Genomic DNA, 24,911 nt, shown 5'->3' with positions numbered 1-24,911 from the left:
GCAGTACGACAGCCCTCCTTGGTTTGCTGAATGCGTCGTCATCAGGAGAAAGGACAAGACGTCGCATGCTTGCCCGAATTCCCCGTCGAAGGCCGGCCCTCGCACTCGCCACAGGACTGCTCCTGGCTCCGCTCGTAGTCACCGGGGCGTCATCCCCTGCCGCCGCGACACCGCAGGAGTGCGAGCGGGGTGCCAACGGTTTCGTCGACATCCCCGACACCCTGCGGGGCACCCCGGCTCCGGTGGCGCCCGCCAGGATCATCGGACTGACCGGCACCCTCTACTACGGCAAGATCGGTGGTGTCACCCGCGGCTGGGCTCACCTGGGTGGGGAGACCACGTGGGGCGACAGCGTGTGGATGGACTGGAGCCGGGACGGCGGCAGGACGTGGATCCAGTGCGGTCCGTTCGAGGTGACCTCCGGCGGGCAGACGAAGACCAGCGCGGCACAGCGCACGAGCTCCGACCCCAACTGGAAGTTCCGCGCCTGCGTGAGGTGGGGTCGCCACATACCGCCGGCCATCAGCTGCACCGACTGGTGGTGACCACCGGGTCGTGTCAGAGCGCGACCGCCCCCGAAAGGAGGTCGCCGAACGCTTCCGCGCCCTCCGACGGGCGGTCGATGCCGCGTAGCGGGCCGTGGTCGACGAGGTGCGCCTCGGCGTAGAGCCGAGCCACCAGCGCCTTGCGGCCGTCGTCGAGCCCCCACGTGGCCTGGTCCTCCAGCAGCGCGGCGGCGTACACGTCGGCCATGAACTGCGCCAGCGGATAAAGCCGCTCCTCCCCCACCGAGGGCTCCAGCGCGGCCCACGCCGAGACGGCCTTGGCGAGGTCGTCGATGCGCGCGTGCACCAGGTCGGAGGTGGCCAGGCCGCGCAGGTGGTCGAGGAAGGGCAGGTGGGCCTGCTCCTTCACCATGGCGCGCCGCACGTCGAGGCAGAGGATGTTGTCGCCGCCCTCCCAGATCGGGTTGACCTGGGCGTCGCGCAGCAGCCGGGCCACCGGCCACTGCTCGATGTAGCCGTTGCCCCCGTGCACCTCGATCGCGTCACTGGCGGCCGTCACGCCGAGCCGGGCGGCGCGGAGCTTGATGAGTGCGGGGGCGATGCGCAGGCGGGGGCCGACGTGGCCGTCGAAGACGAGGGCCTGGGCGGCCTCGACCTCGACGATCAGCTCAGCGAGCTTGCGGCGCATCAGCGGCTGGTCGATGAGGGGCCGCCCGAACGCCTCGCGCGACCTGGCGTAGCAGATCGACTCCACCAGCGCGCGCCTGGCCACGCCGGCGCCCATCATGGCCACGCCGAGCCTGGAGGCGTTGGTGAGCTTCATCATGGTCCCGAGCCCCGAGCCGGTGCCCTCCCCTGAGAGGGGGCCAGAGAGGGGGAACGCCTCGGCGTCGGTGAACTCGACCTCGGCCGACGCCACCGACCTGGTGCCGAGCTTGTCCTTGAGGCGCCTGATCCGCACCCCGTTGCGGGTCCCGTCCCGCCGCTCCCACAGCACGAGGAACGGCGACACGGCCCCGTCGGGGCGCCTGGCCAGCACCACGAACGCGGACCCGTTGGCGTTGGACGCGAACCACTTGAACCCCGTCAGCAGCCACGCATCGCCGGCGGGCTCCGCCGTGGCCTCCAGCGCCGCCAGGTCCGAGCCGCCCGTCCGCTCGGTGAACATCTGAGCGGCCTCGCCGGAGTAGTGGCCGTTGGCGAAGATCTCCCGCACCCGTTCGCGTACGTCCTGCGGCGCGTACTTCTCCGCGAGGGAGACCACCTGGTCCCCGCCCGTGCCGAGCGCGCAGCCCATCCCGATGTCGGCCTGGTCGAGCAGGTACGTCCAGGCGGCGGCGAGCGCGGCCGGATCGGCCCCATGGGAGCGGGCCTCCTCCGCGAACGACGGCGAGGTGAAGTTGTCCTCCATGAGCGCCTGCCTGGCCGCCTGGAACGACGGCGGCATGACGACCTGGCTGACGTCCCTGCCCCACTTGTCGTACTTCTCCAGCCGCGGCGGGTTGCGGTCGGTCTCCTCGGCGCACTCGGCGACGAGCCCGCCCATGAGCGCGCCCAGCCTCTCCAGGCGCGGCTCGGCCCAGGCGAACCCCTCGCCCAGGTGGTGCCGCATGAGCAGGCGGAGCGTGGGATCGCAGGTCCACCAGTTGCGCCCGGCGGCGCCCTGGTAGCGCTCGGTGGCGTAACGGTCGCTGCGGTCGCCGCGGTCGAAAGGTTCGATGAGATAGCGCCCCATACTCGCGAGTGTTACATATGCTCGACACGCGATGGAAGAGCGTAACAACCTGAGCGCCAGATCGGCCGTGCTGAGCGCGCTGCTGGGCAGCCATCCGCCTCGCCTGCCGGCCCGCCATCTGGTGCGCATCGGCGCGCTGTTCGGCATCGCCGAGGGCACCGTACGGGTCGCGCTGTCCCGCATGGTCGCGGCCGGCGACCTCCTCCAGGACGGCCGCCACTACACGCTCTCCCAGCGCCTCGTCGAGCGCCAGGCCAGGCAGGACGAGAGCCGCGACCCGCACACCAGGCCGTGGGACGGCACGTGGGAGGTGGCCGTGGTCACCGCGGAGCGGCGCGCGCCCGCCGACCGGGCCGCGTTCCGGCACACGATGACCGCGCTGCGCCTGGCCGAGCTGCGCGAGGGCACCTGGATGCGGCCCGCCAACCTGGTGCGCGAGTGGCCGGAGACCGTCACCGCGCAGTGCACGCTGATCGACGGCCGCCCGCACGGCGACCCCACTCCCCTGCTGTGGGACCTGGACGGCTGGGCGGCCGAGGCCCGCGGGCTGGAGCGGGCCCTGGAGAGGGCGGACGGCCTGGCCGAGGGCTTCCTGGTCTCGGCCGCCGTGCTGCGCCACCTCCTGGCCGACCCGCTGCTCCCGGAGGAGCTGCTACCGCCCGACTGGCCGGGCGCGGAGCTGCGGGCCCGTTACGACGACTTCGACCGCCGCTATCGCGAGGTCCTGTACGAGCACCTCACCAGCCTCACAGAGGGACGCCGAAGATGATCCGCTTGTGCCGGAACTCGGTGACGCTCCACAGCTTGCCGCCCTGCACCGTCAGGTCCTCGGGCCCGACGGGGAACCCCCTGGTCTCCAGCTTGCCGTCGGAGTAGACGAGCAGCTTGCCGTTGGCGGCCGCGCCGGCCGCCTGGCTCAGGTACCACTTCCCGCCCCACGAGACGGCCCCCTGGATCTTGGGCTGTCCCATCACGAAGGCGTCCTCGGGCTCGCCACCGGACAGCCCGAGGGGCCAGCGGGCCACCCAGCCCCCCGGGTCGTCCTCCCGGTACTCGCCGCTGACCAGCCGCGGCGTGCCGCCGCTGCGGTCGATCGAGAGGAACGAGAAGTGCGGCCCCTCCTTCACGACCCGCCAGAAGTCGGTCTGCGGCATCACGTACCGGTAGCCGAACGCGTGGAACTTGCCGCCGTGCCGCCCGATCCGCTTGGGGTCGCCCAGGTCGTTCTGGGCGGTGCGCAGGTCGAGCACCCGGTTCAGGTCGAAGACGCGCAGCCCGTTCTTGGTGTCGGCGATGTAGACGAGGTCGCCGTCGCACGCGATGCCGCCCGCGTGGATGTCGATCGGCCCGTACGAGCCGTCCGGCTTCGCCTCGACCAGCAGCGCATGCTGATATTTCAGGGTCCTGGGGCTCAGGAAGGACACCCTGATGCCCCGCTCGCCCTCCTCCGGCTTGAAGTACCAGGTCGCCAGGAACGCCGGCACCCCGATCGAGCCGGACTCGTCGGAGCAGGTCAGCCCCTGCGGGTACCAGTCGACGGTGTCCTCGTCCTTGTCGTCGAAGGCGTACCAGTCGACGGGTCGCGGCCGCATCGAGCCGACCGCGCCCGAGGCCCCCTTGTGCTCCGCGATCCGGTTGCCCTGCGCCAGCACCGCCTCTACGGCGGTGCTGCCGATCTCCCCCGCCAGCTTGGCCGCCCCCTCGGCCAGCTCGCCCGTCTGCCGCCGCAAGGCCAAGCGCGCCCTGTCCGTCGGAACCATCCCTGTTGCCGCCATGTGGTCATCCTTTGCCGTCCTTTGACCCAGTTTGATGGACGGCAAGCGGCGGAGGTTTGCGATCAGGGCCACAAATGTACGGGCAGCCCCGAAAGCGCCAGTTCGCGGTAACGCCGTACGAGCCGCTCCCGGTCCCCGCCGAATTTCTCCAGCGCCTCCCGCTGCCACGCCGCCCCCGTGCGGCGCAGCCTGGTCCGCTGCTCGATCACGTCCAGGGCGCGGTCGGCGTCGGACGGCGTCACCCCGGCCGCGAGCAGCCCTTCCCGCGCCTCGGGCAGCAGCCGGAGCACGAGGTCGGCGGCGGTGAACTCGGCGTCCTCGCCCGGCCAGGAGAGCTTGGCGTCCAGCCCGTGCATGGCCGCGCGATAGAAGTTCTGGTACGCCTCCGCGAACCGGTACCTGGTCAGATCCCGCTCCGCCTGCGCCAGCGTCAGCCCCAGCAGGAACGCCGTGTTCGCCGCCATGTCCGCGCACGAAGGTCCCGCCGGCAGCGCGCGCATCTCGATCCGCAGGTGGCCGCCGTCCGCCGGGTCGTAGACGGGCCGGTTCCACTGCCAGATCGTGCCCTGGTGCAGCCGCAGCTCGGGCACGTCGTACGGCTCCGCGTCGTCGGTCAGGTCGGGCAGGATGGGGTCGTAGTCCCGCACGTACCGCTCGAACAGCTCATAAGCCCCCTCACGCACCCAGTCCGAGCCGAACGTGACACGCCCGTCCCTGCGCTCGCGCCGCTGCACGTCCCGGTCGTCGGCGGCCTCCTCCATCAGGGCCACGCGCGTCTCCTCCCACAGCCGCCTGCCGAGGAAGAACGGCGAGTTCCCGCACGCCGCGAGCACCGGCCCGATGGCGAGCTGGGCGGCGTTGAACAGCCGGGCGAACCGCTCGGGCGGCGTGCGGATGTGCACCTGCCAGGAGGTGTTGGCGCTCTCGAGGATCACGTCCTCCACCGACAGCTCGAGATCGTCGATCTTGACCAGGAACGGCTCCAGCCGCAGCCGCCTGATGCCCCTGCTCATGGCCCGGTAGCGGTTCTGGTCGGTCATCGCGCCGACCGTGAAGTCGTCGGCGTCGAGCGTGGGCAGGATGCCGATGGGCAGCGCGCCGCCGCCCTCCACGGCCCGGCCCACGGCGCGGTCCACCTTGCCCATCGTCTCCCGCACCTCGTCGCCGAGCCGCGCGAAGGGCTCGCCGGCCAGCGGCGCCGGGGTCAGGTTCACCTCGAGGTTGTAGCGGCCGAGCTCGAGCACCACGCGCGGGTCGTCGAGACCGTCGAGCACCTCGCTGTTGCGCGGCAGCGGCCGCCCCCGCCCGTCCACCAGGAACAGCTCCAGCTCGGCCCCGATGGTGGCCGGACCCTGGCCGAAGCCGGGGGTGGCGAGCAGCTCGCGCAGCACGCCGAGCTGCTCCCGGATGCGCTCCCCGAAGGCGGCGTACTCGGCCTCGGTGAACCGCTCCTTATCCAGATCTCGTCCCATCACCCCCCTCTGTCCTTTTCACTGGGCTTGACACCTCACCAGGGGATCACGCCGGCATCTTCCAGGTACGCCCCGGTGGGACCGTCGTCGTCGACGGTCGCGAGCCGCACGGCGATGGCCGCGCCCTGCTCGGGGGTCCTGAACCCGGAGTGCCCGTTGAGGTCGGTGGCGCAGTAGCCGGGGCTGACCGCGTTCACCTTGACCGAGGTGCCCATCAGCTCCTTGGCGTAGCAGACGGTGATCATGTTGAGCGCGGTCTTGGAGGAGTTGTAGGCGATGATGTTGGCGTCCCAGAAGGGGCTTCCGGCGTCCATCGCCATGGCCAGCGAGCCGAGCTCGCTCGACATGTTCACGATCCGCCCGGCCTCCGACTGCCGCAGCAGGGGCAGCATGGCGTTGGTCACCGCGATCACGCCGAACACGTTGGTCTCGTAGACCGCCCTGACCGCCGCCACCGAGGCGGTGCTGGGGGTGACCGCGGTGATGTCGCCGCTGATCCCGGCGTTGTTGACCAGGATGTCCAGCTTCCCGTACTCCTGCTCGATCCACTTCGCGGCGGCGGTCGCGCTCGCCTCGTCGGTCACGTCGAGCCGCACGTACGGCTGCCCGAGCCGCTCGGCGGCGGCCCGCCCGCGCTCCTCGTCGCGCGCTCCCACGATCGCGGTGACACCCTGCTCGCCCAGCAGCCGCGCGATCTCGTAACCGATCCCCTTGTTGGCGCCCGTGATGAGCGCGATCTTCGTCATGCGTCCACGTTGGCGCAGGTAGCAGCGGGTCCGGGAGAGACCTGGAAAGGCTGGTATCAGCGGTGCCACCCAAGCACGCGCCGCCATCACCGAGGATGAGGTCATGAACCGCGACGAACTCGCCGACTTCCTGCGCATCAGGCGCGCCCACGTCACCCCCGCCGAGGTGGGCCTGCCGGGCGGCGACCGGCGCCGCACACCAGGGCTGCGGCGCCAGGAGGTCGCGCAGCTCGCGGGCATGTCGATCGACTACTACATCCGGCTGGAGCAGGGCAGGGGCCCGCATCCGTCGCGGCAGGTCCTCAACGCGCTGGCCAGGGCGCTCATGCTCAACCAGGACGAGCGCACCCACCTGTTCCACCTGGCCGGGCAGGCGGTGGAGACACCGCGGATCAGGGAGGACGTCCCGGAGAGCCTGCTGCACCTGCTCTCCTTCATGGAGGAGGTCCCCGCGTACGTGCTGGACGCCCGCTACGACATACGCGCCTGGAACCCGCTGGCCGGCGCCCTCATGGGCGGCCTCGACGGCCTGACCGACGAGACCAGGAACGTCATCCGCTGGGTCTTCATGTCCCCCGACATCGCCCAGCACTTCCAGGACGAGGAGAAGAGCCGCTTCGCCCGCGCCTCGGTCGCCGACCTGCGCGCCGCCGCCGGCCGCTACCCCGACGACCGCAAGCTCCAGGCGCTGGTCGCCGAGCTGCTCGCGCTCAGCCCGCACTTCGCCGAGCTCTGGTCCAGACACGAGGTCGAGGTCCGCAGGCAGCAGCGCAAGCGCGTCACCCACCCCGTGGTCGGGGAGATCGAGGTGATCTGCCAGGTCATGGCCGTGCCCGACCGCGACGACCTCCGCCTCGTCCTCTACACCGCCGAACCCGGCTCGCCCTCCCACCAGGCCTTGCGCGACCTGCGGCAACTCACTCTAAGCTCATGAGATGAAAGCGGTTGCGTTTGACGTCTTCGGTGGCGAGCTCGACGTGCGCGAGCTGCCCGACCCGTCCCCTGCCCCGCACGGGGCGGTGATCAGGGTCGAGGCGACCGGGCTGTGCCGGTCCGACTGGCACGGCTGGCAGGGGCACGATCCCGACATCCAGGTCCTGCCCCACGTGCCGGGCCACGAGCTGGCGGGCGTCGTCGAGGCCGTCGGCCCCGACGTGCGCGGCTGGCTGCCGGGGGCGCGCGTGACCGTGCCGTTCATCTGCGCCTGCGGCACCTGCCGCTCCTGCGCCACCGGCGACCAGCAGGTGTGCGAGCGGCAGACGCAGCCGGGCTTCACCCACTGGGGCTCGTTCGCCGAGTACGTGGCCATCGACCACGCCGACGTCAACCTGATCGCGATCCCCGAGGACATGGCCTTCACCACGGCCGCCGGGCTGGGCTGCCGCTTCGCCACCGCCTTCCGCGCCGTGGCGCAGGTCGGCGAGGTGCGGCCGGGCGAATGGGTGGCGGTGCACGGCTGCGGCGGCGTGGGCCTGTCGGCCGTGATGATCGCGACGGCGGCCGGGGCCCGCGTGGTCGCCGTGGACGTCAGCACCGACGCCCTGCACCTGGCCGAGCTGGCGGGGGCCACGCACTTCGTCGACGGCTCGGCCGGTGACGCGGCGGCCCAGGTCAGGGAGCTGACCAGGGGCGGCGCCCACGTCTCCATCGACGCGCTGGGCAGCCCGCGGACCTGCGCCGCCTCGGTCGAGAGCCTGCGCCGCAGGGGCCGTCACGTCCAGGTGGGACTGCTGCCGGGCGGGCCGACGCCGGTGCCGATGAGCCGGGTGATCGGCCACGAGCTGCGCCTGCTGGGCAGCCACGGCATGGCCGCGCACGCGTACCCGCCGATGCTGGAGATGATCAGGGCCGGCATCCTCCACCCCGACCAGCTCATCACCCGCACGATCGGGCTGGCCGACGCCGGCAAGGCGCTCGCCTCGATCGGATCGGTGGCGGGCGTCACGATGATCGTTCCTCGACCCGGACTGTAGACCCGGACTGTAATCGTCTCGCGTCCCTATGTGTTTTCCGAAAACTGGTAATTGGGTCTGACCTTCATAAAGCAGGACTTTTCACGATGGAGGCAATAGGTCAGGATTGGGGGGCCCGCACACAGACGTTGTCAGCCTGGCCGACCGCAAGGACGCATGGTGATCAGAACGTTACTCGCTGAGGACATGAATCTGGTACGCGGGGCGCTGGTGGCGCTGCTGGCCTATGAGGAAGACATCGAGGTCGTGGCCGAGGTCTCCAGAGGCGACCACATCCTGGCCGCGGCCAGCGCCTGCCGCCCCGACGTCGCGGTGCTCGACATCTCGCTGCCCGGCAAGGACGGCCTCGCCGCCGCCGGCGAGCTGCACGAGGAGCTGCCCGAGTGCGGCGTGCTCATCCTGACCGGCGTGGGCACGCCGGGCCTGCTCAAGCGGGCGCTCGAGGTGCACGTACGGGGGTTCATGGCCAAGGACGCGCCGCCGGAACGGCTGGCGGACGGCATCCGCAGGGTGGCCGACGGAGAGCGGGTCATCGACTCGGAGCTGGCCATCGCGGCCATGCGCCCGGCGGATGCGCCGCTGACGCAGCGCGAACTCGACGTGATCGGGGCCGCGGCGGACGGCGCGTCGATCGGGGAGATCGCCGCGTCGCTCTTCCTGTCCGAGGGCACCGTACGCAACTACCTGTCCAAGAGCACGACCAAGCTGGGCGCCCGCAGCCGGATCGACGCCATCCGCATCGCCAGGGAGTCAGGCTGGATCTAGGCCCGTGTGGGCGGCGAGGAAGGCCAGGGCGTCGGCCGCCAGGCCGACGGACCTGCTGGCCGCCCGCGCGCCGTGCCCGACGTCCGGCTCGTGCCTGAGCAGGATCGGCCGGTCTGTATGGCCGGCACTGCCCGTCGCCCACTGCAGGACGGCGCACATCTTGCGCGCGTGCATCGGATCGACCCGCGTGTCGCCCGCCGAGACCGTGAACAGCGTGGCCGGGTAGTCCTGTCCCTTCCTGACGTGGTGGTAGGGGGAGTAGGCCAGCAGCCAGTCGAGCTGCCGGGGGTCGTCGGGGTCGCCGTACTCGCCGGTCCAGGCGGGGCCGAGGCCGCTCAGGTGGTAGCGGGCCATGTCGAGCAGGCCCGCCGAGCACACCGCCGCCGCGAACAGGTCGGGCCGCTGGGTGAGAGCGGCGCCGACGAGCAGGCCGCCGTTCGACTCGCCCCAGATGCCGAGCTGCCCCGGCGTGGTCCAGCCGTCGGCGATCAGCTTCTCCGCGGCGGCCACGAAGTCGTCGAACACGTTCTGCTTGCGCTCCAGCATGCCGTCCCGGTGCCAGCCCTCGCCCTCCTCGCCGCCGCCCCTCAGGTTGGCGACGGCCAGCACGCCGCCGGCCTCGACCCAGGCCAGGGAGTCGGCGGCGTAGCCGGGCATGAGGGGGATGCCGAAGCCGCCGTACCCGGTGAGGATCGTGGGACGGGGACCGGCCGGCGCCGGGCGCGCGACGACGACCATGCGGACGCGCGTGCCGTCGGCGGAGGCGTACTCGATGTGGTGGCTGCGCACGGAGGGCAGCGTGGCGCGGCCCGGCGCGGCCGACCAGAGGGTGGTGTCGCCGGTGCGGGCGTCGTACCGCCAGATCTCGGGGGGCGTGACGGCGTCGGTGTAGGTGAACCAGGCCTCGGGGCCCCCGTCCGGGCGGGAGGTCAGCGAGGCGATCGTGCCGCTGCCCGGCAGCGGCACGGTGCCCAGCCGCCGCCCCGTCCGGGCATGGTGCACGGCGATCTCGCCGACGGCGTGCCGGGTCCTGGAGACGAGCAGCCTGTCGCCGTCGAGCACGGTGAACGCGCCCAGCACCGCCTCGGGGTCCTCCGGGATCAGCTCGCGCCACGCGGCGGGCTCCTCCGGATCGGCCACGCAGAGCCTGCGCCTCGGCGCGTCCCTGTCGGTGACCAGGTAGAGGCGGCCGTCGCAGGCCACCGCTCCCGCCGTGCGGGCGTGCGCCCCGTCCTGTACGGGCCGGGGCTCCGGGTCGCTCCGCGAGAGGTCGGCCAGCCAGAGGGAGTTGCCCGCCGGGGCGCCCGCGGAGATCGTCAGCCAGCGGCCGTCGGCGCTGATCTGCACGCCGTACGAGACGGGCCCCCGGGTGAAGAAGGGGACGTCGTCCGCGACGCCGACCCTGTGCAGGTGGACGCCCTCCCGGAAGCGCACGTAGTAGAACGCCTCGCCGCCCGGCAGCCAGGCGACCGCCGAGTAGCGGCAGCCGCTGATGGGCCCGTCGATGACGCGCCCGGTGTCCACCTCCTTGACGTAGAGATCCGCCCGCTCGTCGCCGCTCCGCGAGATCTGGTAGGCCAGGCGCCGCCCTTCCAGGTCGGGCTGCCAGTCGTCCAGCGTCGTGAGGCCCGTGGGGTCGAGCTCCATGGGGTCGATCACGACGCGGTCGTCGCAGTAGAGGACCGGGTGCTCCTGTGAGGTGGACTGGCGCAGGTGGAAGCGCCGCTCGCCGCGCCACACCGGTGCGGTGACCAGGCCCGTCTCCCTGAGCTCGGTGAGCCGGGCGAGGAACCTCTCCCGATGGGGCAGCCTGGCGGCGCCCTCGCGCCAGACCCGGTCCTGCGCGGCCAGCCAGACCTTGGTGTCGGGGGCGTGGGGGTCTTCGAGCCAGCGGTACGGGTCGTCGATGTCGTGTCCGTGGCGGTGTTCGGTGAGAGGGAGGCGTTCGGCAGGCGGGTAGTTATCTGGAAATTTCATGACACGGGCTCCGGGTGCCAGTGGCCGGCCAGGTCGGCGTAGAGCGGCGAGACCCTGGTCAGCTCGTCATGGGTGCCGACGGTCACCCGGGTCCCGTCCATGAGGAGGATGCGTCGCGCGCGCAGCGCGGAGGTGAGGCGGTGCGCGACGACGATGAGCGTGCCGCCGCGCCGCGCGAACGCGCTCTCCGCCCGGGCTTCGGCGGCGGGATCGAGGTGGCAGGTGGCCTCGTCGAGGATGACGAGGCGGGCGGGGGCGAGGTAGGCACGGACGAGCGCGACGAGCTGCCGCTGCCCGGCCGACAGCGCCGCCGGGTCCAGCGGGGCCTCGTAACCGCCCAGCGCGTCCACCAGCTCACGGACGCCCACGGCGGCCACGGCCTCGTCCAGCCGCTCCTTCAGTCCGGCCGGTGGCTGCGGGTAGGCGAGGTTCTCCGCCAGCGTGCCGCGGAAGACGTACGCCTCCTGCGGGATCAGCACGCGGGCGGCGGGGTCGAGGCGGTCGGCGGGCACGCCGCCGACCAGCACCTCGCCCTCAGCGGGGCGGAGCAGGCCGCTGACCAGGGCGGCCAGCGTGGACTTGCCCGCCCCGCTGGGCCCCACGACCGCCAGGTGGTCGCCCTCGGGGATGACGAGGTCGAGGCCGTCGAGGACGGGGGCGGAATGCGGGCCGTACGCGAAGGTGACGGAGGCGAGCCGTACGTCGCAGGACGGGGGGCGGAGGCTCGGCCGGCGCTGCGGGGTGGGCGGGGCGGAGGCGGCGATGCGGCGCAGCGTGGCGGCCAGCCGGACGCCGCTGACGCCGAGGCCCTGCACGAGGCCGCCGAGTGCGGGAGCCAGGGACTGTGTGACGTACGCGAGCGTGCCGACGATCACCCCGGCGCCGAGGCCGCCGTCCAGCAACCATGGGGTTCCGGCCAGCACGAGCACGACGGGCAGCCAGCCGCCCACGGCGAGGGCGGCCGTGCGGGCGGCCGTCACCCCGGCGAGCGACCGCGCGGCGGCGGCCTGGTCGCCGACCTGGCGATCGAGCCGCTCGTACGCGCGATCCTGCAGGCCGCACGCCTCGATGTCGCGCAGCCCGCCCGTCATGGCCGTCATGGCGTCGGCCAGCCGCTCGTCGGCCAGCAGGAACGTCCGCTGCCTGCGCGCGAGGGCGGGCAGCGACGCCAGGAAGAGCGCGAGCCCGGCGGCGAACGGCGGCAGCACGAGGGCGAGCGCCTGCGGCGCCAGCGTGACCAGCCCCAGCACCACGCTGACCACCGTGAACGCGAACCCCCTCACGGTGGTGACCACGGCCGCGAAGGCGTCCCTGGCCAGCTCCACCTGGAGCGTCGCCCTGGCCACCGCGGCGCTGTCCCGCCGGTCGCCCTGGCGCAGGGTCCCCTCGACGACGTGAGCGAGGAGGTCGTCCCTGAACGGCTCCGCCACCGCCGCCACGCAGAGCACGACCTGCCGCGCGGCCACGGCCGCGACCAGCCACGCGACGCCGAGCGCAGCCAGCCACGCCAGCCCGGTCACGGGCTCGGCCCTGGCGAACCCGTCCTCGATGGCACGCGCGACGGCGTGCCCGATGAGGAACGCGGGCGCGGCCTCCAGCACGGACCAGAGCCCCATGGCGGCGAGCCGCCGCGGCTCCCGGCGCAGCGCCCGCCAGAACCCGACGGTCGCGCCTGCGCGGCCCCGGTCCCGGTCCGGCTCCCCTGCGCGGCTCCGCTCCCGGTCCGCCTCGCCTGCGCGGCTCCGCTCCCGGTCCGCCTCGCCTGCGCGGCTCCGCTCCCGGTCCGCCTCGCCGGCCTGCCGCCTCACGGTTCCGTCCCCTGGAAGACCGCCCGGTAGGCGGGGTCCTGCCACAGCACGTCATGGGGCCCGCGGGCGCGTACCGCGCCGTTGTCCAGCCAGACGACCTGGTCGGCGCGGGCGGCGGTGGCGGGCCGGTGGGCCGCGATCAGCCGGGTGCGCGCGCGGCGGTCGGTGGTGAGTGCCCGGCTCACCTGCTGCTCCGTCACGGTGTCGAGGCTCGAGGTGGCGTCGTCGAGCACGAGCAGCCGCTCGCCCTGCGCGAAGGCCCTCGCGAGGCCGAGCCGCTGCCGCTCGCCCCCGGACATCGGGGCGTCGCGCAGGGGCGTGCCGTACCCGAGCGGCAGCCGCCGGACGAACGCGTCCGCGCACGCCGCCCTCGCCGCCTCGACCACAGGAGCCGCCTCGCCCCGTCCCCCGGCGATGGCCTGCGACAACGCCTCGCCGGGCTCCGGGGCGATGGCCTGCGACACCGCCTCGCCGGCTTCCGGGGCGATGGCCTCCGACACCGTCTCGCCCACCAGCACCGGGCGTTCGAAGGCGTACCCGATGGCCCTTCTCAGCTCCTCCCGCGACAGCTCCCGCAGCGGGACCCCGTCGAGCAGGACGGCGCCGCGCCCTGGATCGGCCAGCCGGCCCGCCAGGGCGGCCAGCAGGGACTTGCCCGACCCGGACCGCCCGACGACGGCGGTCACCGAGCCGCCGGGGAGCGTCAGGTCGCCGACGGTCAGCCCGTCCACCGCCACGTCGCGGAACTCGACCGTCCCGGGACCGGGCGGGAGCGTCCGCGTGCCGTGCGCGACCGGGGTGAGGCCGAAGATCTCGGCGACCCGTTCCGCGGCCGCCCGGGCGCGGGCCAGGCCGCCGACGAAGCCCAGGGAGGTGCTCAGCGACGCCCCGAGCACGGCGTAGCGGGCGGCCGCGTACAGCTCTCCGACGGTGAGGCGGCCGGAGGCGAGCATGAAGCCACCGGCGATCAGCACCGCGACCTCCAGCAGCGGGACCACCAGGCCCGACTGGACCGCGGCCCCCGCGTTCGCCCGCCACAACGACATGCCGTGCGCGCGCAGGCGGGGCAGTGGCGCGAGCACGCGCCGCGCCTCCTGGGCCGCGGTCCCCGCCGCGGCAATCGTGCGCGCCCCCTCCATGGCGTCCACGAGCCGCGCGGCGATCTCCCCCTGCACCTGCTGGTACCCGCCCGAGATCACCGTCGAGGCGCGGAGGAAGGCACGGAGCACGAGGAGGATGACCACGATGCCCGCCCCGAGCGTCAGCGTCAGGACGGGCGCGATGAGCGTGAGGGCGATCAGCGCCCCGACCGTCGGCACCAGGAGCGCGAGCGCGCCGGTCACCGTCTCGGGCGCCCTGCCCACCTCCTCGGCGTTCAGTCCGGCGCGGGTGACCAGCTCTCCTCCGGGGAAGCGGCGGGTGGCGGCGGTTCCGGCCCCGAGCACGTGGCGCAGGACGGCCCGCCGCAGCGTGGCCGCCGCGTACGCGCCGCCGGCGCCGCGGGCCCAGACGCCGAGGCTTTCCCCGGCCACGACGGCGGCCACGGCCCCGGCGGAGAGCGCCAGCCAAGGGGTGCCGTCCGGCTGGCGCGTGACGAAAGCATCCACGGTGCGGCCGACCAGGTACGGGATCGCCAACTCGCCGGCCGCGCCCACGACCGCCGTGACGGCCAGCACGGCGGGCCAGGGGCCGCTGCGCCGTACCGCGCCGATCACCAGCCGGTCTCCCGCTAGCACCCGGTGCCTCCTTACGTCTGCGTCCCCGCGCCGCCGGTGGCGGCGCGGGGACTGCTATTCGTGATCAGTGGCAAACTGCGACACTGAGGTTGCTGGGCTTGCCAGAGTGGCAGGACAGCACCGTCAGCGTGCTGCCGCCGCTGGCGACGTCGCTGGCCGTGGGGGCCTCGAGACCCTGCAGGTCGAGAAGGACCATTCGTCTACACCTCCTTCCGGTCATCGTCGGGGGCAGGCCGCTCGGGAGCGGCCTCGAGGAACGGCAGATGGCCCGGCTGGTCGCCCAGTGCCGTGCCGAGGGCGAAGAGCACGCCCGCCGTTCCGGTCGCGAAATCCATGGAGAGGCGCAGCAGCTGGTCGCCGGGGAAGGCCAGGCCTCCGCCGTACGGCAGCGCGTGCCATCTCAGGCCCTTGACGTGCTCCCGCGGGTCGCCCGCGCGGGCCGCGAGCATGCCCGCGCGCCCGGTGAACAGCCCGGACTGGACGAAGAAGCCGGCCCGCCCGGCCAGCCGCAGCTCGGCCAGGGCCGTGGCGAGCTCCTCGTCGTGCCGGTGCGCGAGATAGCGCTCCAGCACGAGGGCGATGCCGGCCGACCCCTCGTCCAGGTACGGCAGCAGCCGCCAGCCCTGGTTCACCTGGAGGGAGCCGTCCGCGGAGTGCCGGCAGCGCCGCAGGTCCTGCCGGAGCGCGGTCGCCGCCAGGTCGAGCAGCGCCCGGTCCCCGGTGTGCTCGTAGGCGTGCAGGAAGAGCAGTGCGGGCCCCGACGAGCCGTACATGAGCCCGGCCCTGGGGTTGCTGCCGCCGCTGAGCTCGGGGACGGGGGCGGCGAGCCGTTCGGCGCAGATGTCCGCGGCGCGCAGGGCGAGGTCGGTGCGGCCGGAGCGCAGCAGGTTCAGCCCGATGCCGGACAGGCCGGAGAACAGCGCCGACTCCAGGCGCTCCCACTTCTCGCGCAGGCAGACCTCGATGAGGTCGTCGGCGTCCTGGTGGTGTCCGAGCAGGTCGAGGACGTACGCGATGCCGTGCAGCCCGTCGTACAGGCCGAGTCCCGAGCCCTGGACGGGGCGGAGCGCGTGCTCGCGTAACCAGCGCTCGTATGCGGGGAACGGCCCGAGGCCCGCGTGGTGGAGTGCGAACAGCACGCCGGCTGCCCCGTAGGCCAGGTTGTACCCGCCGCCCGGCTGGAACTGGGCCACGTCGCCGGGGAAGAGCCGGTCGTCGCGCTCGGGGGTGGCGGCGGCCACGATGGCCCGGCCCATCGCCTCGCGCAGCTCCGGCCAGGTGTCCGGCATGGTCACGGGCTCGCCGTCCGCGCCGACGGTCGCGACGGCAGCGTCCACCAGGTGCCCCGGCACGGGGAACGTCTCCTTGACGATCTCCCCCAGGTGGGCCGCCTTGGCGCGGTGCAGCGGCAGCATGATCGTGCACTGCGGCGCGAACAGGCCGAGGCGCAGGCAGGCCAGCGCGTACCTGTCCACGTCCACGCCCTGGCGGTCGGGGGGCGCGATGAAGGCGGGGTGGGCGAGCGCGGCGCGGGCGCCGTCCTCGACGAGCGTGGCGACCTCGTAGTCGATCAGCGCCACCCGGCCGTCGGCGGTCAGCAGGATGTTGTCGGGGTGCAGGTCGCCGAAGACGACCCCGCGCTCGTGCAGCGACTCGACCGCCTTCTCCACCTTCTCCGACGTCTCGACCGCCCACGCGGTGTAGTCGGCGAGGTCCTGGTCGGTGCGGTCGGCGCGGGTCAGCGGGTAGCGGTGCACGAGGCGCCGCTGCAGCGGCGTGCCGTCCACGAACTCCTGCACGAGGAAGTGATGCTCGCCCAGCGTGAAGTAGTCGAGCAGCGCGGGCGCGGCGGGCAGGCCCGACAGGCGCCGCAGGACGTCGCGCTCGTGCTCGAGCCGGGAGACGGCGTCGCGTCCGGCCGCGTCGAGCCCGGCGTGCGGCCTGGCCTCCTTCAGCACGACCTGCGCCCCCGTGCGCGTGTCCCGTGCCAGGTAGACGCCGCCGCCGTTGGAGAAGTGCAGCACTTTCTCGATCTCGTACGGCAGCCCGGTCGTGGTCACGGCGTTGCGCGCGGCCAGATGCGGCTCCAGGAAGCCCGGCAGCGTCGTCCACGGCGGCACCGAGAACGTCGCGCCGCGCACGTCGGGCACGAGCCGCCCGTCACCGTCCTCGAGGGCCAGCACGCGTTCGCCGGACGCGGACAGGGTGTGCCGCTCGGCGAAGCCGCCGTACCTGACGAACAGCGGGCCCGTGCCGTACCGCAGGTCGCTGAGGATGTACGGGCCCTTGACGTCCCGCAGCAGCTCGTCGAGCTCCTTGAGCACGAGCTCGAGCAGGCCCTCGTCCCTGGGGTAAATAGTGATCAACTTGCCGCTGGACGCCCGGGAGGCGGCCTTGGAGTTGACCATGACGAGCACCGGGGTGCCACGCAGGAACTTGAACGCGATCCCGCGCGGGACGCAGTACTCCCATACGGCGGCGATGGCCTTCTCGGCGTCCTCCACGCGGGCGGACACGTGGATCTTCCAGCCCTGGGCCGGCAGGGGCGGCTCGTTGTCGGGGGCGTAATAGCACCACGTGTCGGTCAGTGCGTGTGACCAGCCGTCGGGAACGGGCTCGCGCAAAATGGGAAAGTCGGCGTCTTCGGCCGTGCTGTGTTCGAGAGTGTCGTAGAAACACGGATCCACAAGGCAGTACAGCTCGTACTTGTCCATCTGGCGCCGACCTCCAAGGCGTTGTCCTTAGAGATTGCCGCCATCACGCGATTGAGTCTAGTTACGCATGACATCGAGTAAATATGCTTATTGAAATTGCTTTTGTGTGTTTCTCACAATGTATTGGGTGACGTTAATTATCGAGTGGGACATACGCGTTGAAGGTGAACAGGCCGGGCCTGGAGGAGGTGGCCTCCAGCCAGCCGCCGAGGATCGAGACGCGTTCGGCGAGGTTCAGCAGGCCCTGTCCCCTCTCCCACTGCCCGCTGTCACAGGGGCGGCGCGGCGGGCGTACCCCGTCGTTCCTGATCGTCAGCCGGACGAGCCTGTCGCGTTCCAGGAGCTGGATGGAGCACTCGCGGGCCTCGGCGTGCCTGAGCACGTTCGTCACGCCCTCTCTCAGGGCGTGCGTGAGCGCCTCCTCGACGTCGCCGGGGAGGTCGCGGCAGGACACCTTGATCTGGCAGCGGACCCGTACGGACTCCAGGAGCGACCGGGCGGAGCCGAGCTCCGCCGCCAGGGAGGAGCTGCGCAGGCCGTGGGCGACGGCTCTGACATCGGCGGACAGGTCACGCAGCAGCTCCAGCGTCTCCTTCGCCTCGCCCCCCGCCCGCGTGTCGCCCTCGTCCACGAGCCGCTGCACGAGCTGCGCCTTCAGCACCAGCACGGTGAGCCGGTGGCCGACCAGGTCGTGCAGGTCGCGGGTGAAGCGGCGGCGCTCCAGGGCGACGGCCTTGCGCATGACGTCGGCGCGCGCCTCGGTCAGGCTCCTAATCCGCCTGGCCAGCGCCACCATCGTGTATTCGACGACGCCGAGCAAGGGGGCGGCGAGCACCCACGCGGTGTCGATCATCACCCCGTCCGGCGCGGCGAGCACCACCGGGCCGCAGACCAGGGCCAGCGCCACCAGCACGACCGACCCGATGCGCGCCGCCATCACCAGCAGCGCGCCCGACAGCAGGGCGAACACCGGCGTCCACGCCGCCCCGAACACCGCCAGCGGCAGATACGTGAGCCACGCCTGCACCGCCACGATCCACCACGCGCCCGCGCGGCGTACCGGCGTCTCCGTGACGAACCTGATGTGCAGCGTCAGCAGGACGAGCAGCGTCACGCCGCCGGCGAGGCCCGCCCCCGACCGCATCAGCCCGACCAGGACCGGCGTCGTCAGGGCGGTGAGGCCCGCCGCCAGCGCGAGCCCGCCTAACAAGCCGGGACTCCCGAGTTTGGAACGTGCCCATGACGCGAGCCTGCGACGTATGTCTCCCACTCCACCCCCGATACGCGGTTGGATCGACGGAGCCGGACGTGTCGTGATAGCCCCCGCCATTGCCTCGCTCCTCCTAATCGACCTGATCGCGCTCCGCCTTGTAAAGGTCATCGGCGCTTTGGATACCCATGACTTCCCGTCGCCGCCCCTGCTAACCAGACCGATCTGCTGTATTTTCCGCTCGCCGGACCCCGGCCCGCGGCCCCTGGACGGAGCCCCTGATTAACCAGACCAATCGCCCCCGTAGGGTGGAGGTCATGGAATACGCAAGGCTCGGCAACACCGGTTTGAAGGTCTCCCGCATCTGCCTCGGCATGATGAGCTACGGCGATCCGGCCAAGCAGGAGTGGGCGCTGCCCCTCGACGAGGCGGAGCCGATCATCCGCAGGGCCGCCGACGCGGGCGTGACGTTCTTCGACACCGCCGACGTCTACAGCAGCGGCGCCAGCGAAGTGGTGACCGGAGAGGCGTTGCGCGCGATCTTCCCCCGGCGTGAGGACTACGTGCTGGCCACCAAGGTGTACTTCCCCATGGGCGAGGGCGCCAACGACGCGGGTCTGTCACGCAAGCACATCCACGCCGCCATCGACGCCTCGCTGCAGCGCCTCGGCACCGACCACGTGGACCTCTACCAGATCCACCGGTGGGACGACGAGACGCCCATCGAGGAGACCATGGAGGCGCTGCACGACGTGGTCAAGGCCGGCAAGGCCCGCTACATCGGCGCTTCGAGCATGTGGGCCTGGCAGTTCTCCAAGGCTCAGCACGTGGCCGAGCGGAACGGCTGGACGAAGTTCGTCTCGATGCAGGACCACTACAACCTCCTCTACCGGGAGGAGGAGCGCGAGATGCTGCCGCTCTGCGCCGACCAGGGCGTGGGCGTGATCCCGTGGAGCCCGCTGGCGCGCGGGGTGCTGGCCAGGGCGGGCTCGTCGGCGACGACCGCGCGGACGGGCTCGGACCAGCGCATCGACTTCCTGTACGACCCGGAGAACGACAAGGCGATCCTCGACCGGGTGGCGCAGGTGGCCAAGGACCGCGACCTGCCGGCCGCCCAGATCGCGCTGGCCTGGCTGCTCCACCAGCCGGCCGTGACCGCGCCGATCGTGGGGGCCACGAAGGACCGGCACGTCGACGACGCGGTGGCGGCCGTGTCGGTGTTGCTGACGGAGGCGGAGCTGACCTTCCTCGGCGAGGCGTACCGCCCGCGGGAGGTCCGCTTCTAGCGGTGCCCAGGTCGCCTTACGGCGGTGCCCGGATTGTCGGCCCGACCTTCTAGGGTGTGGGGCATGCGGGCAAATGAGCAGGCGGCGGCGGCGCTGCAAGAATACGCGGAGCTCTTCGCGCTCTGCGGCGGCGACGCCTTCCGGGTGCGCAGCTACCAGAAGGCGGCCAAGGCCATCGCCGGGTTCCCCGAGGACATCTCGGTGGTCGACGTGCGCGGCGTTCCCGGCGTGGGCGAGGCGATCGCCAAGAAGATGGAGGAGTTCCTGCAGCGCGGGAGCTTCCGGCAGCTCGACGACCTGCGGGGGCGGGTGCCCGAGGGCGTGCGCAGGCTGACTCGGGTGCCGTCGCTCGGCCCCAAGACGGCGATCATGCTCTTCGAGGACTTCGGCATCGACTCCACCGCGTCGCTGAGCGAGGCGATCACCTCGGGCCGCCTCGACGGCGTCAAGGGCCTCGGCCCGAAGACCCTGGCAAACCTGCTCAAGGGCATCGAGCAGCTCGAGCAGTCGGGCCGCCGGGTCCACATCGGCGTCGCCATGTCGCTGGCCGAGCAGGTGATGGCCTCGCTGGAGGCCGAGCGCATCGCTTACGCGGGGTCGCTGCGGCGGATGAAGGACACCATCGGCGACATCGACATCCTCGCGGTCGCGCCCGAGTCCATCATGACCGGCTTCCGCGCCCAGCCCTACGTCGCCGAGGTCATCGCGGCCGGCGACAAGAAGACCTCGATCCGCACGACCTCCGGCATCCAGGTGGACCTGCGCGTGGTGCCCGCCGAGTCGTGGGGTGCGGCGATGCAGTACTTCACGGGCTCCAAGGAGCACAACGTCGCCATCAGGGAGATGGCGGTGAAGAAGGGCTGGAAGCTGTCGGAGTACGGCCTGTTCGAGGGCGAGCGGGTGATCGCCGCCGCCTCGGAGGAGGACATCTACGCCGCGCTCGGCATGCAGTACGTGCCGCCGCCGATGCGCGAGGACGGCGGCGAGGTCAAGGCGGCGCTCCGCGGCGAGCTGCCGGCGCTGGTGCGGCTGGAGGACCTGAAGGGCGATCTGCACACCCACACCGACCTGACCGACGGCGTCGCCTCACTGGAGGACATGGTGGCGGCCGGGCACGCCCGCGGCTACGCGTACTACGCGGTCACCGACCACGCCCCCGACCTGGCGATGCAGCGGATGACCCTGGACAAGGCGCTGGAGCAGCGGGGACAGGTGGCCGAGCTCCAAGAGAAATATCCCGACATGCGCCTGCTGCACGGCACGGAGCTCAACATCGCCCCCGACGGGTCGGTCGACTGGCCCGCGGAGATCCTCGCCGGGTTCGACGTGTGCGTGGCCTCGGTGCACTCCCATTTCGGGATGTCCCGGGACGAGATGACCCGGCGCTTCATCGCCGCCTGCGAAAACCCGTACGTGGACATCATCGGCCATCCCACCACCCGCAAGATCGGCAAGCGGCCCCCCGTCGACGCCGACTGGGACGCCGTCTTCCGCGCGGCCGCCCGCACGGGCACGGCCATGGAGATCGACTCCTTCCCCGACCGCTCCGACCTGCCGTCCGATCTGGTACGGCTGGCCAAGCACCATGGGGTGAAGTTCTCGATCGACAGCGACTCGCACGCGGTGCCGCACCTGGCCAACCAGCGATTCGGGGTGGGGATCGCGCAGCGGGCCTGGCTGACCACGGACGACGTCATCAACACCTGGCCACTGGACCGGCTCCTCGCCTTCCTCGGCCGGTGACGTCCCCGCCCCCTCGACCGACACGGGCGGGCCTCGACGACAGCAGGTCGTGAAGCCGAAGGCGCCGGTGAACTGTACGGAGGCAAGAAGTCGGGATGCCGGGGGTGTGGCGGATCATCTGCTGCACGGCGATCTCATCGGCCCGATCCGCCCAGTCATGCTCGGCCACCTCGGGGAGCTCTCCATCGCATGCTGAGCGCCGCCCCGAGGCGGCCTGGTCGGCCGCGGCCGCGATGCCGGCGCGGTCGTAGCGATGACCCGGCCGCTGCCCGGTCGCCGATCGACGACCGTCGCTCACCGGCCCTTCATCACCCGTCAATCCTCACATGAAATCCGGCTGCCGGGCGGATGACCGCCACACGTTTTCTTCCGAGAAGGGGAATTACCAGAACAGAGAAAAGTCAGGACCAAAACAGCGCAACTTGTATTTGGTATTTACAACCGGTCTGCCTCGTGTGTAGCTTCGGGAGGTCTCGAATTCCCCGACGCCTTTTATGGAGGCTCCGTGCGCGGATTTCGGTTACGCCCGTCAGCAAGGCGCGTGCTCATAGCAGCCGCAGCCGCCGTCCTCATGGGCGGAACCATGGTGGTCACCGCTCCTGCGAGCAGTGCCGCCGCACCGAACAAAGCCCCGGCCGAGGCCGTCGCCGTCCCAGCTCCCGTCAGCCCGGACGTGGCGCAGGTGATGAGCACGGCGCGTAAGGCCAGGACAGAGGCCGTCCTGGCGTACTGGACAGAAGAGCGCATGCGCAAGGCGATCCCGGCCCCGGAATCCCCCGGCCGGAAACCCACTCAGGACTCGCCGTCCGACATCCAGGCGGCGGTCCCCAGAAGCGTCGACCCCGCGGCGCCGCCGTCCCTCAAGGGGGTGGAGCGCGGCAAGGCCGGCCGAGGCACCAGCCAGAACGTCAACCTGCTGGTCAACGCATCGATCGCCGTCGGCAAGGTCTTCTACCGCAACGCCGTGGACGGACTCGACTACGTCTGCTCCGCCGGCTCGATCAACAGCCCGTCCAGGCGCATCGTGAGCACGGCCGGTCACTGCGTACACGGTGGCAGCGGCGGGAACTGGCACCAGAACTGGGTCTTCGTTCCTTACTACAATTACGGAAACCGTCCGTACGGCACCTTCGCCGCGAATTGGCTGATCAGCTTCAACGGCTGGATCAACAACAGCAACTTCGATTACGACGTCGGCTTCGTCAAGACACTCAACAATGAGCGGGGCCAGGTACTCGTCGACACGGTGGGCGGCCACGGCTTCCAGACCGGACAGCCGAAATCGCGCTCCATGACCATGCTCGGCTACCCTTCGGAGTCCCCTTACCCGGGAGACTGGCAGTATTTCTGCCAGGGCACCACGTCCGCCTCCGGATCGAATCAGATCACGATGGGCTGTCCCCTGACGCGCGGCCAGAGCGGCGGCCCGTGGCTCGCGTCGTACAACGACAGCACCGGCCTCGGATACGTCAACGGCACCTCCAGCACACTGAACAGAATTGTCAATCCCACCCAGTGGTGGAGTCCTTATTTCGACAATCCTGACTGGGATCTCTATAACTACGCCGACCAGATATCCTGACGAATAGTGCGGCGGGCTCCCCGGCTCCACGCCGGGGAGCCCGCCCCCGTCCTCAGTCTCCCGTCGAGGGGAGGTCCCGGCCTTGTCCAGGACGGTCCTAGCGGCAGCCGCGACCGCGGTCCTGATCGCTGTCGCCGTGATCGCGGTGCGCATGGCGACGTCGCAACCCGCGGAGGGCGCTCGCCCCACTCCCGGGGACACCGGCATTCCCGCCTCGCCGACTGCTCACCGCGTCGCGACTCCCACGCCGGCCGATGATTACTGGACGGACGAGCGGATGCGTCGAGCGTCCCCGGCGCCCGCGCCCGTCCATACGGAGTGAGTGCCCCCGACCGGGACGGCGACGGCATCGTGGTCCTGCGTACCGTCCGCTGTTGACGCTCGCGCCGCCGCCGCACGCGCTCGGCGACCGACTGCGCCTGAAGCCCGGTGCGGCGCGGCTGGGCACAGACCGTCGGCGCATGACCCGGCAAGACGACGGGCGGCGCATGACTCGGAAAGACGGCGGGCGGCACCCACCAACGGCGACGCCGGCTGCTCGAGCGCAATGGGCCCTCCCCCTGTCAGGGGATCTCGCCATCGCCCACTCTGGGGATGGTCCTCGGCATGTTCCCCCTTGCGTGGGATCCGCGCGCGGTCGGCCGGCGGAAGGATCGCCGGTGTCGGAGGTCAGTGCGGAGAAGGCGGGGTCACGTTGACGCGGGTGCCATCAGCGGAGGAGGCGCGGCCGTCCGCGGGGATCATCGGCGCCCGGTGGAGCGTCGCACGCCGAGTAGCGGGCTACACGGCCGCGCTCACGATGTCGCTCTATCTGGTGGTCAAGGTCATCTGGATCGTGGCCGCGCTGACCGGGCACGGGCCGTCGGACGTGGGCACCGCCGGCTGGGTCGGGCTCAACGCCGTCACGGTGGGGATGTCCGCGGCCGGGGTCGGGCTGGGGCTGGCGCTGGCACAGCGGTGGGGGCGACGGCTGCCGGCACTTCCCGTGGTCCTCCTTTCCTGGGTGGGTGCCGGTTTCCTGGTCCCGATGCTCCCGTACATGGTGATCAGCACGATCCTCGACGCTTCCGGCGTGGCCAGGGGCACGGGCGGGCCCGAGGGCGCCGAGTCGGCGCCCGGCTGGGAGATGGTCTTCATCGGCATCGGCTTCGCCGGGATGGCGGCGGGGCTGGCCATCGCCCTTCCGATCTACCTGAGGGAGAGATGGCCGAGTCATTTCCTGGGGCGGATCGGACAGAGCCGGCCTCGCGTCTCGCTCTGGGCGCGGCCGGCGATACTCGCGGCCACGGCGCTGGGGCTGCTCTGGCTGTACTGGGGGTGCGGCGGGACGGTCGGCCTGGACCCCGCTCATCTCGCTCATCGGGATCTCAACGAGCGGCTGTTGAACGGGAACGCGGGACTGTGGGCCCTGATCGGCGGCTTGAGCATGCTGGTGCTCGGTCGCCGCCGCCCCGTCCGGCTACCGCTGTGGGTCCCGATGACGCTGGTGTTCGCGGCCTCGGGGTCGCTGTTCGCCTGGAGCTGCTGGAAGCTTCCGCTGGCCGTCCTCCGGCCCTGGGGCTACGTGCCGGCCGAACACCCCGTCGTCGCGGTGATCGAGCACGCTCTGAGCATCGCCACGGGCCTGGTCCTCCTGGTCGCCGCCATCAAGCTGCCGGCGTCGGCTCTCGGCGTAACGGCGCGGAGGGCATGAGGGCGGGAGAGACACAGGTCACATCCGAACGGTGTTATGTCTGTCCCGGGTCGCGTGTCTAGGGGGTGGAACAGGAAGACCGTGGAGAGAACGGGAAGACATCATGAGCAAGGTCTGGTTCGTCACCGGTTCGTCGCGCGGCCTCGGCCGCACCTTCGTCGAGGCCGCCCTGTCCCGCGGCGACAAGGTG

19 protein-coding genes are annotated in these 24,911 nt (G+C 71.8%); 9 read left to right on the top strand and 10 right to left on the bottom strand.

Annotated features, from left to right (window positions below):
• Nucleotides 1–65 precede the first annotated feature (65 nt).
• The gene (locus AB0H84_RS52460; RefSeq protein ID WP_357622033.1) at nucleotides 66–545 is read left to right on the top strand and encodes a hypothetical protein; all 480 of its coding nucleotides are present in this window, start codon (nucleotides 66–68) and stop codon (nucleotides 543–545) included.
• Nucleotides 546–558: 13 nt separating this feature from the next.
• Here AB0H84_RS52460 and AB0H84_RS52455 read toward each other — a convergent pair whose 3' ends face one another.
• Nucleotides 559–2,241, bottom strand: a complete 1,683-nt coding sequence (locus AB0H84_RS52455; RefSeq protein ID WP_357622030.1) for an acyl-CoA dehydrogenase family protein — start codon at nucleotides 2,239–2,241, stop codon at nucleotides 559–561.
• Nucleotides 2,242–2,272: 31 nt separating this feature from the next.
• On the opposite strand from AB0H84_RS52455, the gene AB0H84_RS52450 reads away from it, so the two are divergent.
• Nucleotides 2,273–3,010: a PaaX family transcriptional regulator C-terminal domain-containing protein gene (locus AB0H84_RS52450; protein WP_357622028.1), complete on the top strand. Its 738-nt coding sequence runs from the start codon at nucleotides 2,273–2,275 to the stop codon at nucleotides 3,008–3,010.
• On the opposite strand, the gene AB0H84_RS52445 is transcribed toward AB0H84_RS52450, so the two are convergent.
• From AB0H84_RS52445 to AB0H84_RS52435, 3 genes are all read right to left on the bottom strand, one after another.
• Complete coding sequence (locus AB0H84_RS52445; protein ID WP_357622025.1) at nucleotides 2,988–4,016, bottom strand: hypothetical protein; 1,029 nt, start codon at nucleotides 4,014–4,016, stop codon at nucleotides 2,988–2,990. The two genes, AB0H84_RS52450 and AB0H84_RS52445, sit on opposite strands and share 23 nt — an antisense overlap.
• A 62-nt stretch (nucleotides 4,017–4,078) precedes the next feature.
• Complete coding sequence (locus AB0H84_RS52440) at nucleotides 4,079–5,488, bottom strand: glutamate--cysteine ligase (RefSeq protein WP_357622023.1); 1,410 nt, start codon at nucleotides 5,486–5,488, stop codon at nucleotides 4,079–4,081.
• A gap of 35 nt (nucleotides 5,489–5,523) precedes the next feature.
• Nucleotides 5,524–6,234, bottom strand: coding sequence for an SDR family oxidoreductase (locus AB0H84_RS52435; RefSeq protein ID WP_357622021.1), 711 nt, complete (start codon nucleotides 6,232–6,234; stop codon nucleotides 5,524–5,526).
• A 103-nt stretch (nucleotides 6,235–6,337) separates the two neighbouring features.
• On the opposite strand from AB0H84_RS52435, the gene AB0H84_RS52430 reads away from it, so the two are divergent.
• The 3 genes from AB0H84_RS52430 to AB0H84_RS52420 all read left to right on the top strand — a co-directional run bounded on the left by AB0H84_RS52430 (nucleotide 6,338) and on the right by AB0H84_RS52420 (nucleotide 8,972).
• Nucleotides 6,338–7,168 carry a helix-turn-helix transcriptional regulator gene (locus AB0H84_RS52430; RefSeq protein ID WP_357622018.1) on the top strand — a complete coding sequence of 277 codons (831 nt, stop codon included), beginning with the start codon at nucleotides 6,338–6,340 and terminating at the stop codon, nucleotides 7,166–7,168.
• A gap of 1 nt (nucleotide 7,169) precedes the next feature.
• Nucleotides 7,170–8,207, top strand: coding sequence for a zinc-dependent alcohol dehydrogenase family protein (locus AB0H84_RS52425; protein WP_357622015.1), 1,038 nt, complete (start codon nucleotides 7,170–7,172; stop codon nucleotides 8,205–8,207).
• Between the two features lie 156 nt (nucleotides 8,208–8,363).
• Nucleotides 8,364–8,972, top strand: a complete 609-nt coding sequence (locus tag AB0H84_RS52420; RefSeq protein ID WP_357622012.1) for a response regulator transcription factor — start codon at nucleotides 8,364–8,366, stop codon at nucleotides 8,970–8,972.
• Here the strand turns inward: AB0H84_RS52420 and AB0H84_RS52415 are convergent.
• The 6 genes from AB0H84_RS52415 to AB0H84_RS52390 all read right to left on the bottom strand — a co-directional run bounded on the left by AB0H84_RS52415 (nucleotide 8,958) and on the right by AB0H84_RS52390 (nucleotide 18,417).
• Entirely contained in the window at nucleotides 8,958–10,949 is a 1,992-nt protein-coding gene (locus tag AB0H84_RS52415) for a prolyl oligopeptidase family serine peptidase (protein ID WP_357622010.1), read from the bottom strand. The two genes, AB0H84_RS52420 and AB0H84_RS52415, sit on opposite strands and share 15 nt — an antisense overlap.
• Nucleotides 10,946–12,757, bottom strand: coding sequence for an ATP-binding cassette domain-containing protein (locus AB0H84_RS52410; RefSeq protein WP_357622008.1), 1,812 nt, complete (start codon nucleotides 12,755–12,757; stop codon nucleotides 10,946–10,948). Before AB0H84_RS52410 ends, AB0H84_RS52415 begins: the two co-directional genes overlap by 4 nt.
• Nucleotides 12,754–14,493, bottom strand: a complete 1,740-nt coding sequence (locus AB0H84_RS52405) for an ABC transporter ATP-binding protein (protein ID WP_357622005.1) — start codon at nucleotides 14,491–14,493, stop codon at nucleotides 12,754–12,756. Before AB0H84_RS52405 ends, AB0H84_RS52410 begins: the two co-directional genes overlap by 4 nt.
• A 64-nt stretch (nucleotides 14,494–14,557) precedes the next feature.
• On the bottom strand, nucleotides 14,558–14,689 hold the full coding sequence (locus AB0H84_RS52400; RefSeq protein ID WP_357622002.1) for a SapB/AmfS family lanthipeptide: 132 nt from the start codon (nucleotides 14,687–14,689) through the stop codon (nucleotides 14,558–14,560).
• A 4-nt stretch (nucleotides 14,690–14,693) separates the two neighbouring features.
• Nucleotides 14,694–17,207, bottom strand: coding sequence for a class III lanthionine synthetase LanKC (gene lanKC, locus AB0H84_RS52395; protein ID WP_357622000.1), 2,514 nt, complete (start codon nucleotides 17,205–17,207; stop codon nucleotides 14,694–14,696).
• Between the two features lie 133 nt (nucleotides 17,208–17,340).
• Nucleotides 17,341–18,417 carry a histidine kinase gene (locus tag AB0H84_RS52390; protein ID WP_357621997.1) on the bottom strand — a complete coding sequence of 359 codons (1,077 nt, stop codon included), beginning with the start codon at nucleotides 18,415–18,417 and terminating at the stop codon, nucleotides 17,341–17,343.
• Between the two features lie 317 nt (nucleotides 18,418–18,734).
• Here AB0H84_RS52390 and AB0H84_RS52385 point away from each other — a divergent pair, with 317 nt between their 5' ends.
• From AB0H84_RS52385 to AB0H84_RS52370, 4 genes are all read left to right on the top strand, one after another.
• The gene (locus AB0H84_RS52385; RefSeq protein WP_357621995.1) at nucleotides 18,735–19,703 is read left to right on the top strand and encodes an aldo/keto reductase; all 969 of its coding nucleotides are present in this window, start codon (nucleotides 18,735–18,737) and stop codon (nucleotides 19,701–19,703) included.
• A gap of 63 nt (nucleotides 19,704–19,766) precedes the next feature.
• The gene (gene polX / locus AB0H84_RS52380) at nucleotides 19,767–21,446 is read left to right on the top strand and encodes a DNA polymerase/3'-5' exonuclease PolX (RefSeq protein ID WP_357621992.1); all 1,680 of its coding nucleotides are present in this window, start codon (nucleotides 19,767–19,769) and stop codon (nucleotides 21,444–21,446) included.
• Between the two features lie 583 nt (nucleotides 21,447–22,029).
• Nucleotides 22,030–23,028 (top strand): hypothetical protein, encoded by a 999-nt coding sequence (locus AB0H84_RS52375; RefSeq protein WP_357621989.1) that lies wholly within the window; start codon nucleotides 22,030–22,032, stop codon nucleotides 23,026–23,028.
• A gap of 703 nt (nucleotides 23,029–23,731) precedes the next feature.
• Complete coding sequence (locus tag AB0H84_RS52370; protein WP_357621987.1) at nucleotides 23,732–24,721, top strand: hypothetical protein; 990 nt, start codon at nucleotides 23,732–23,734, stop codon at nucleotides 24,719–24,721.
• Nucleotides 24,722–24,911: the final 190 nt, after the last annotated feature.

The sequence above is a fragment of the Nonomuraea sp. NPDC050786 genome, from assembly GCF_040654115.1.
Lineage (GTDB): Bacteria > Actinomycetota > Actinomycetes > Streptosporangiales > Streptosporangiaceae > Nonomuraea.
Note: the sequence above shows the minus strand (reverse complement) of the source record. Positions and strands in the feature narration are given on the sequence as shown.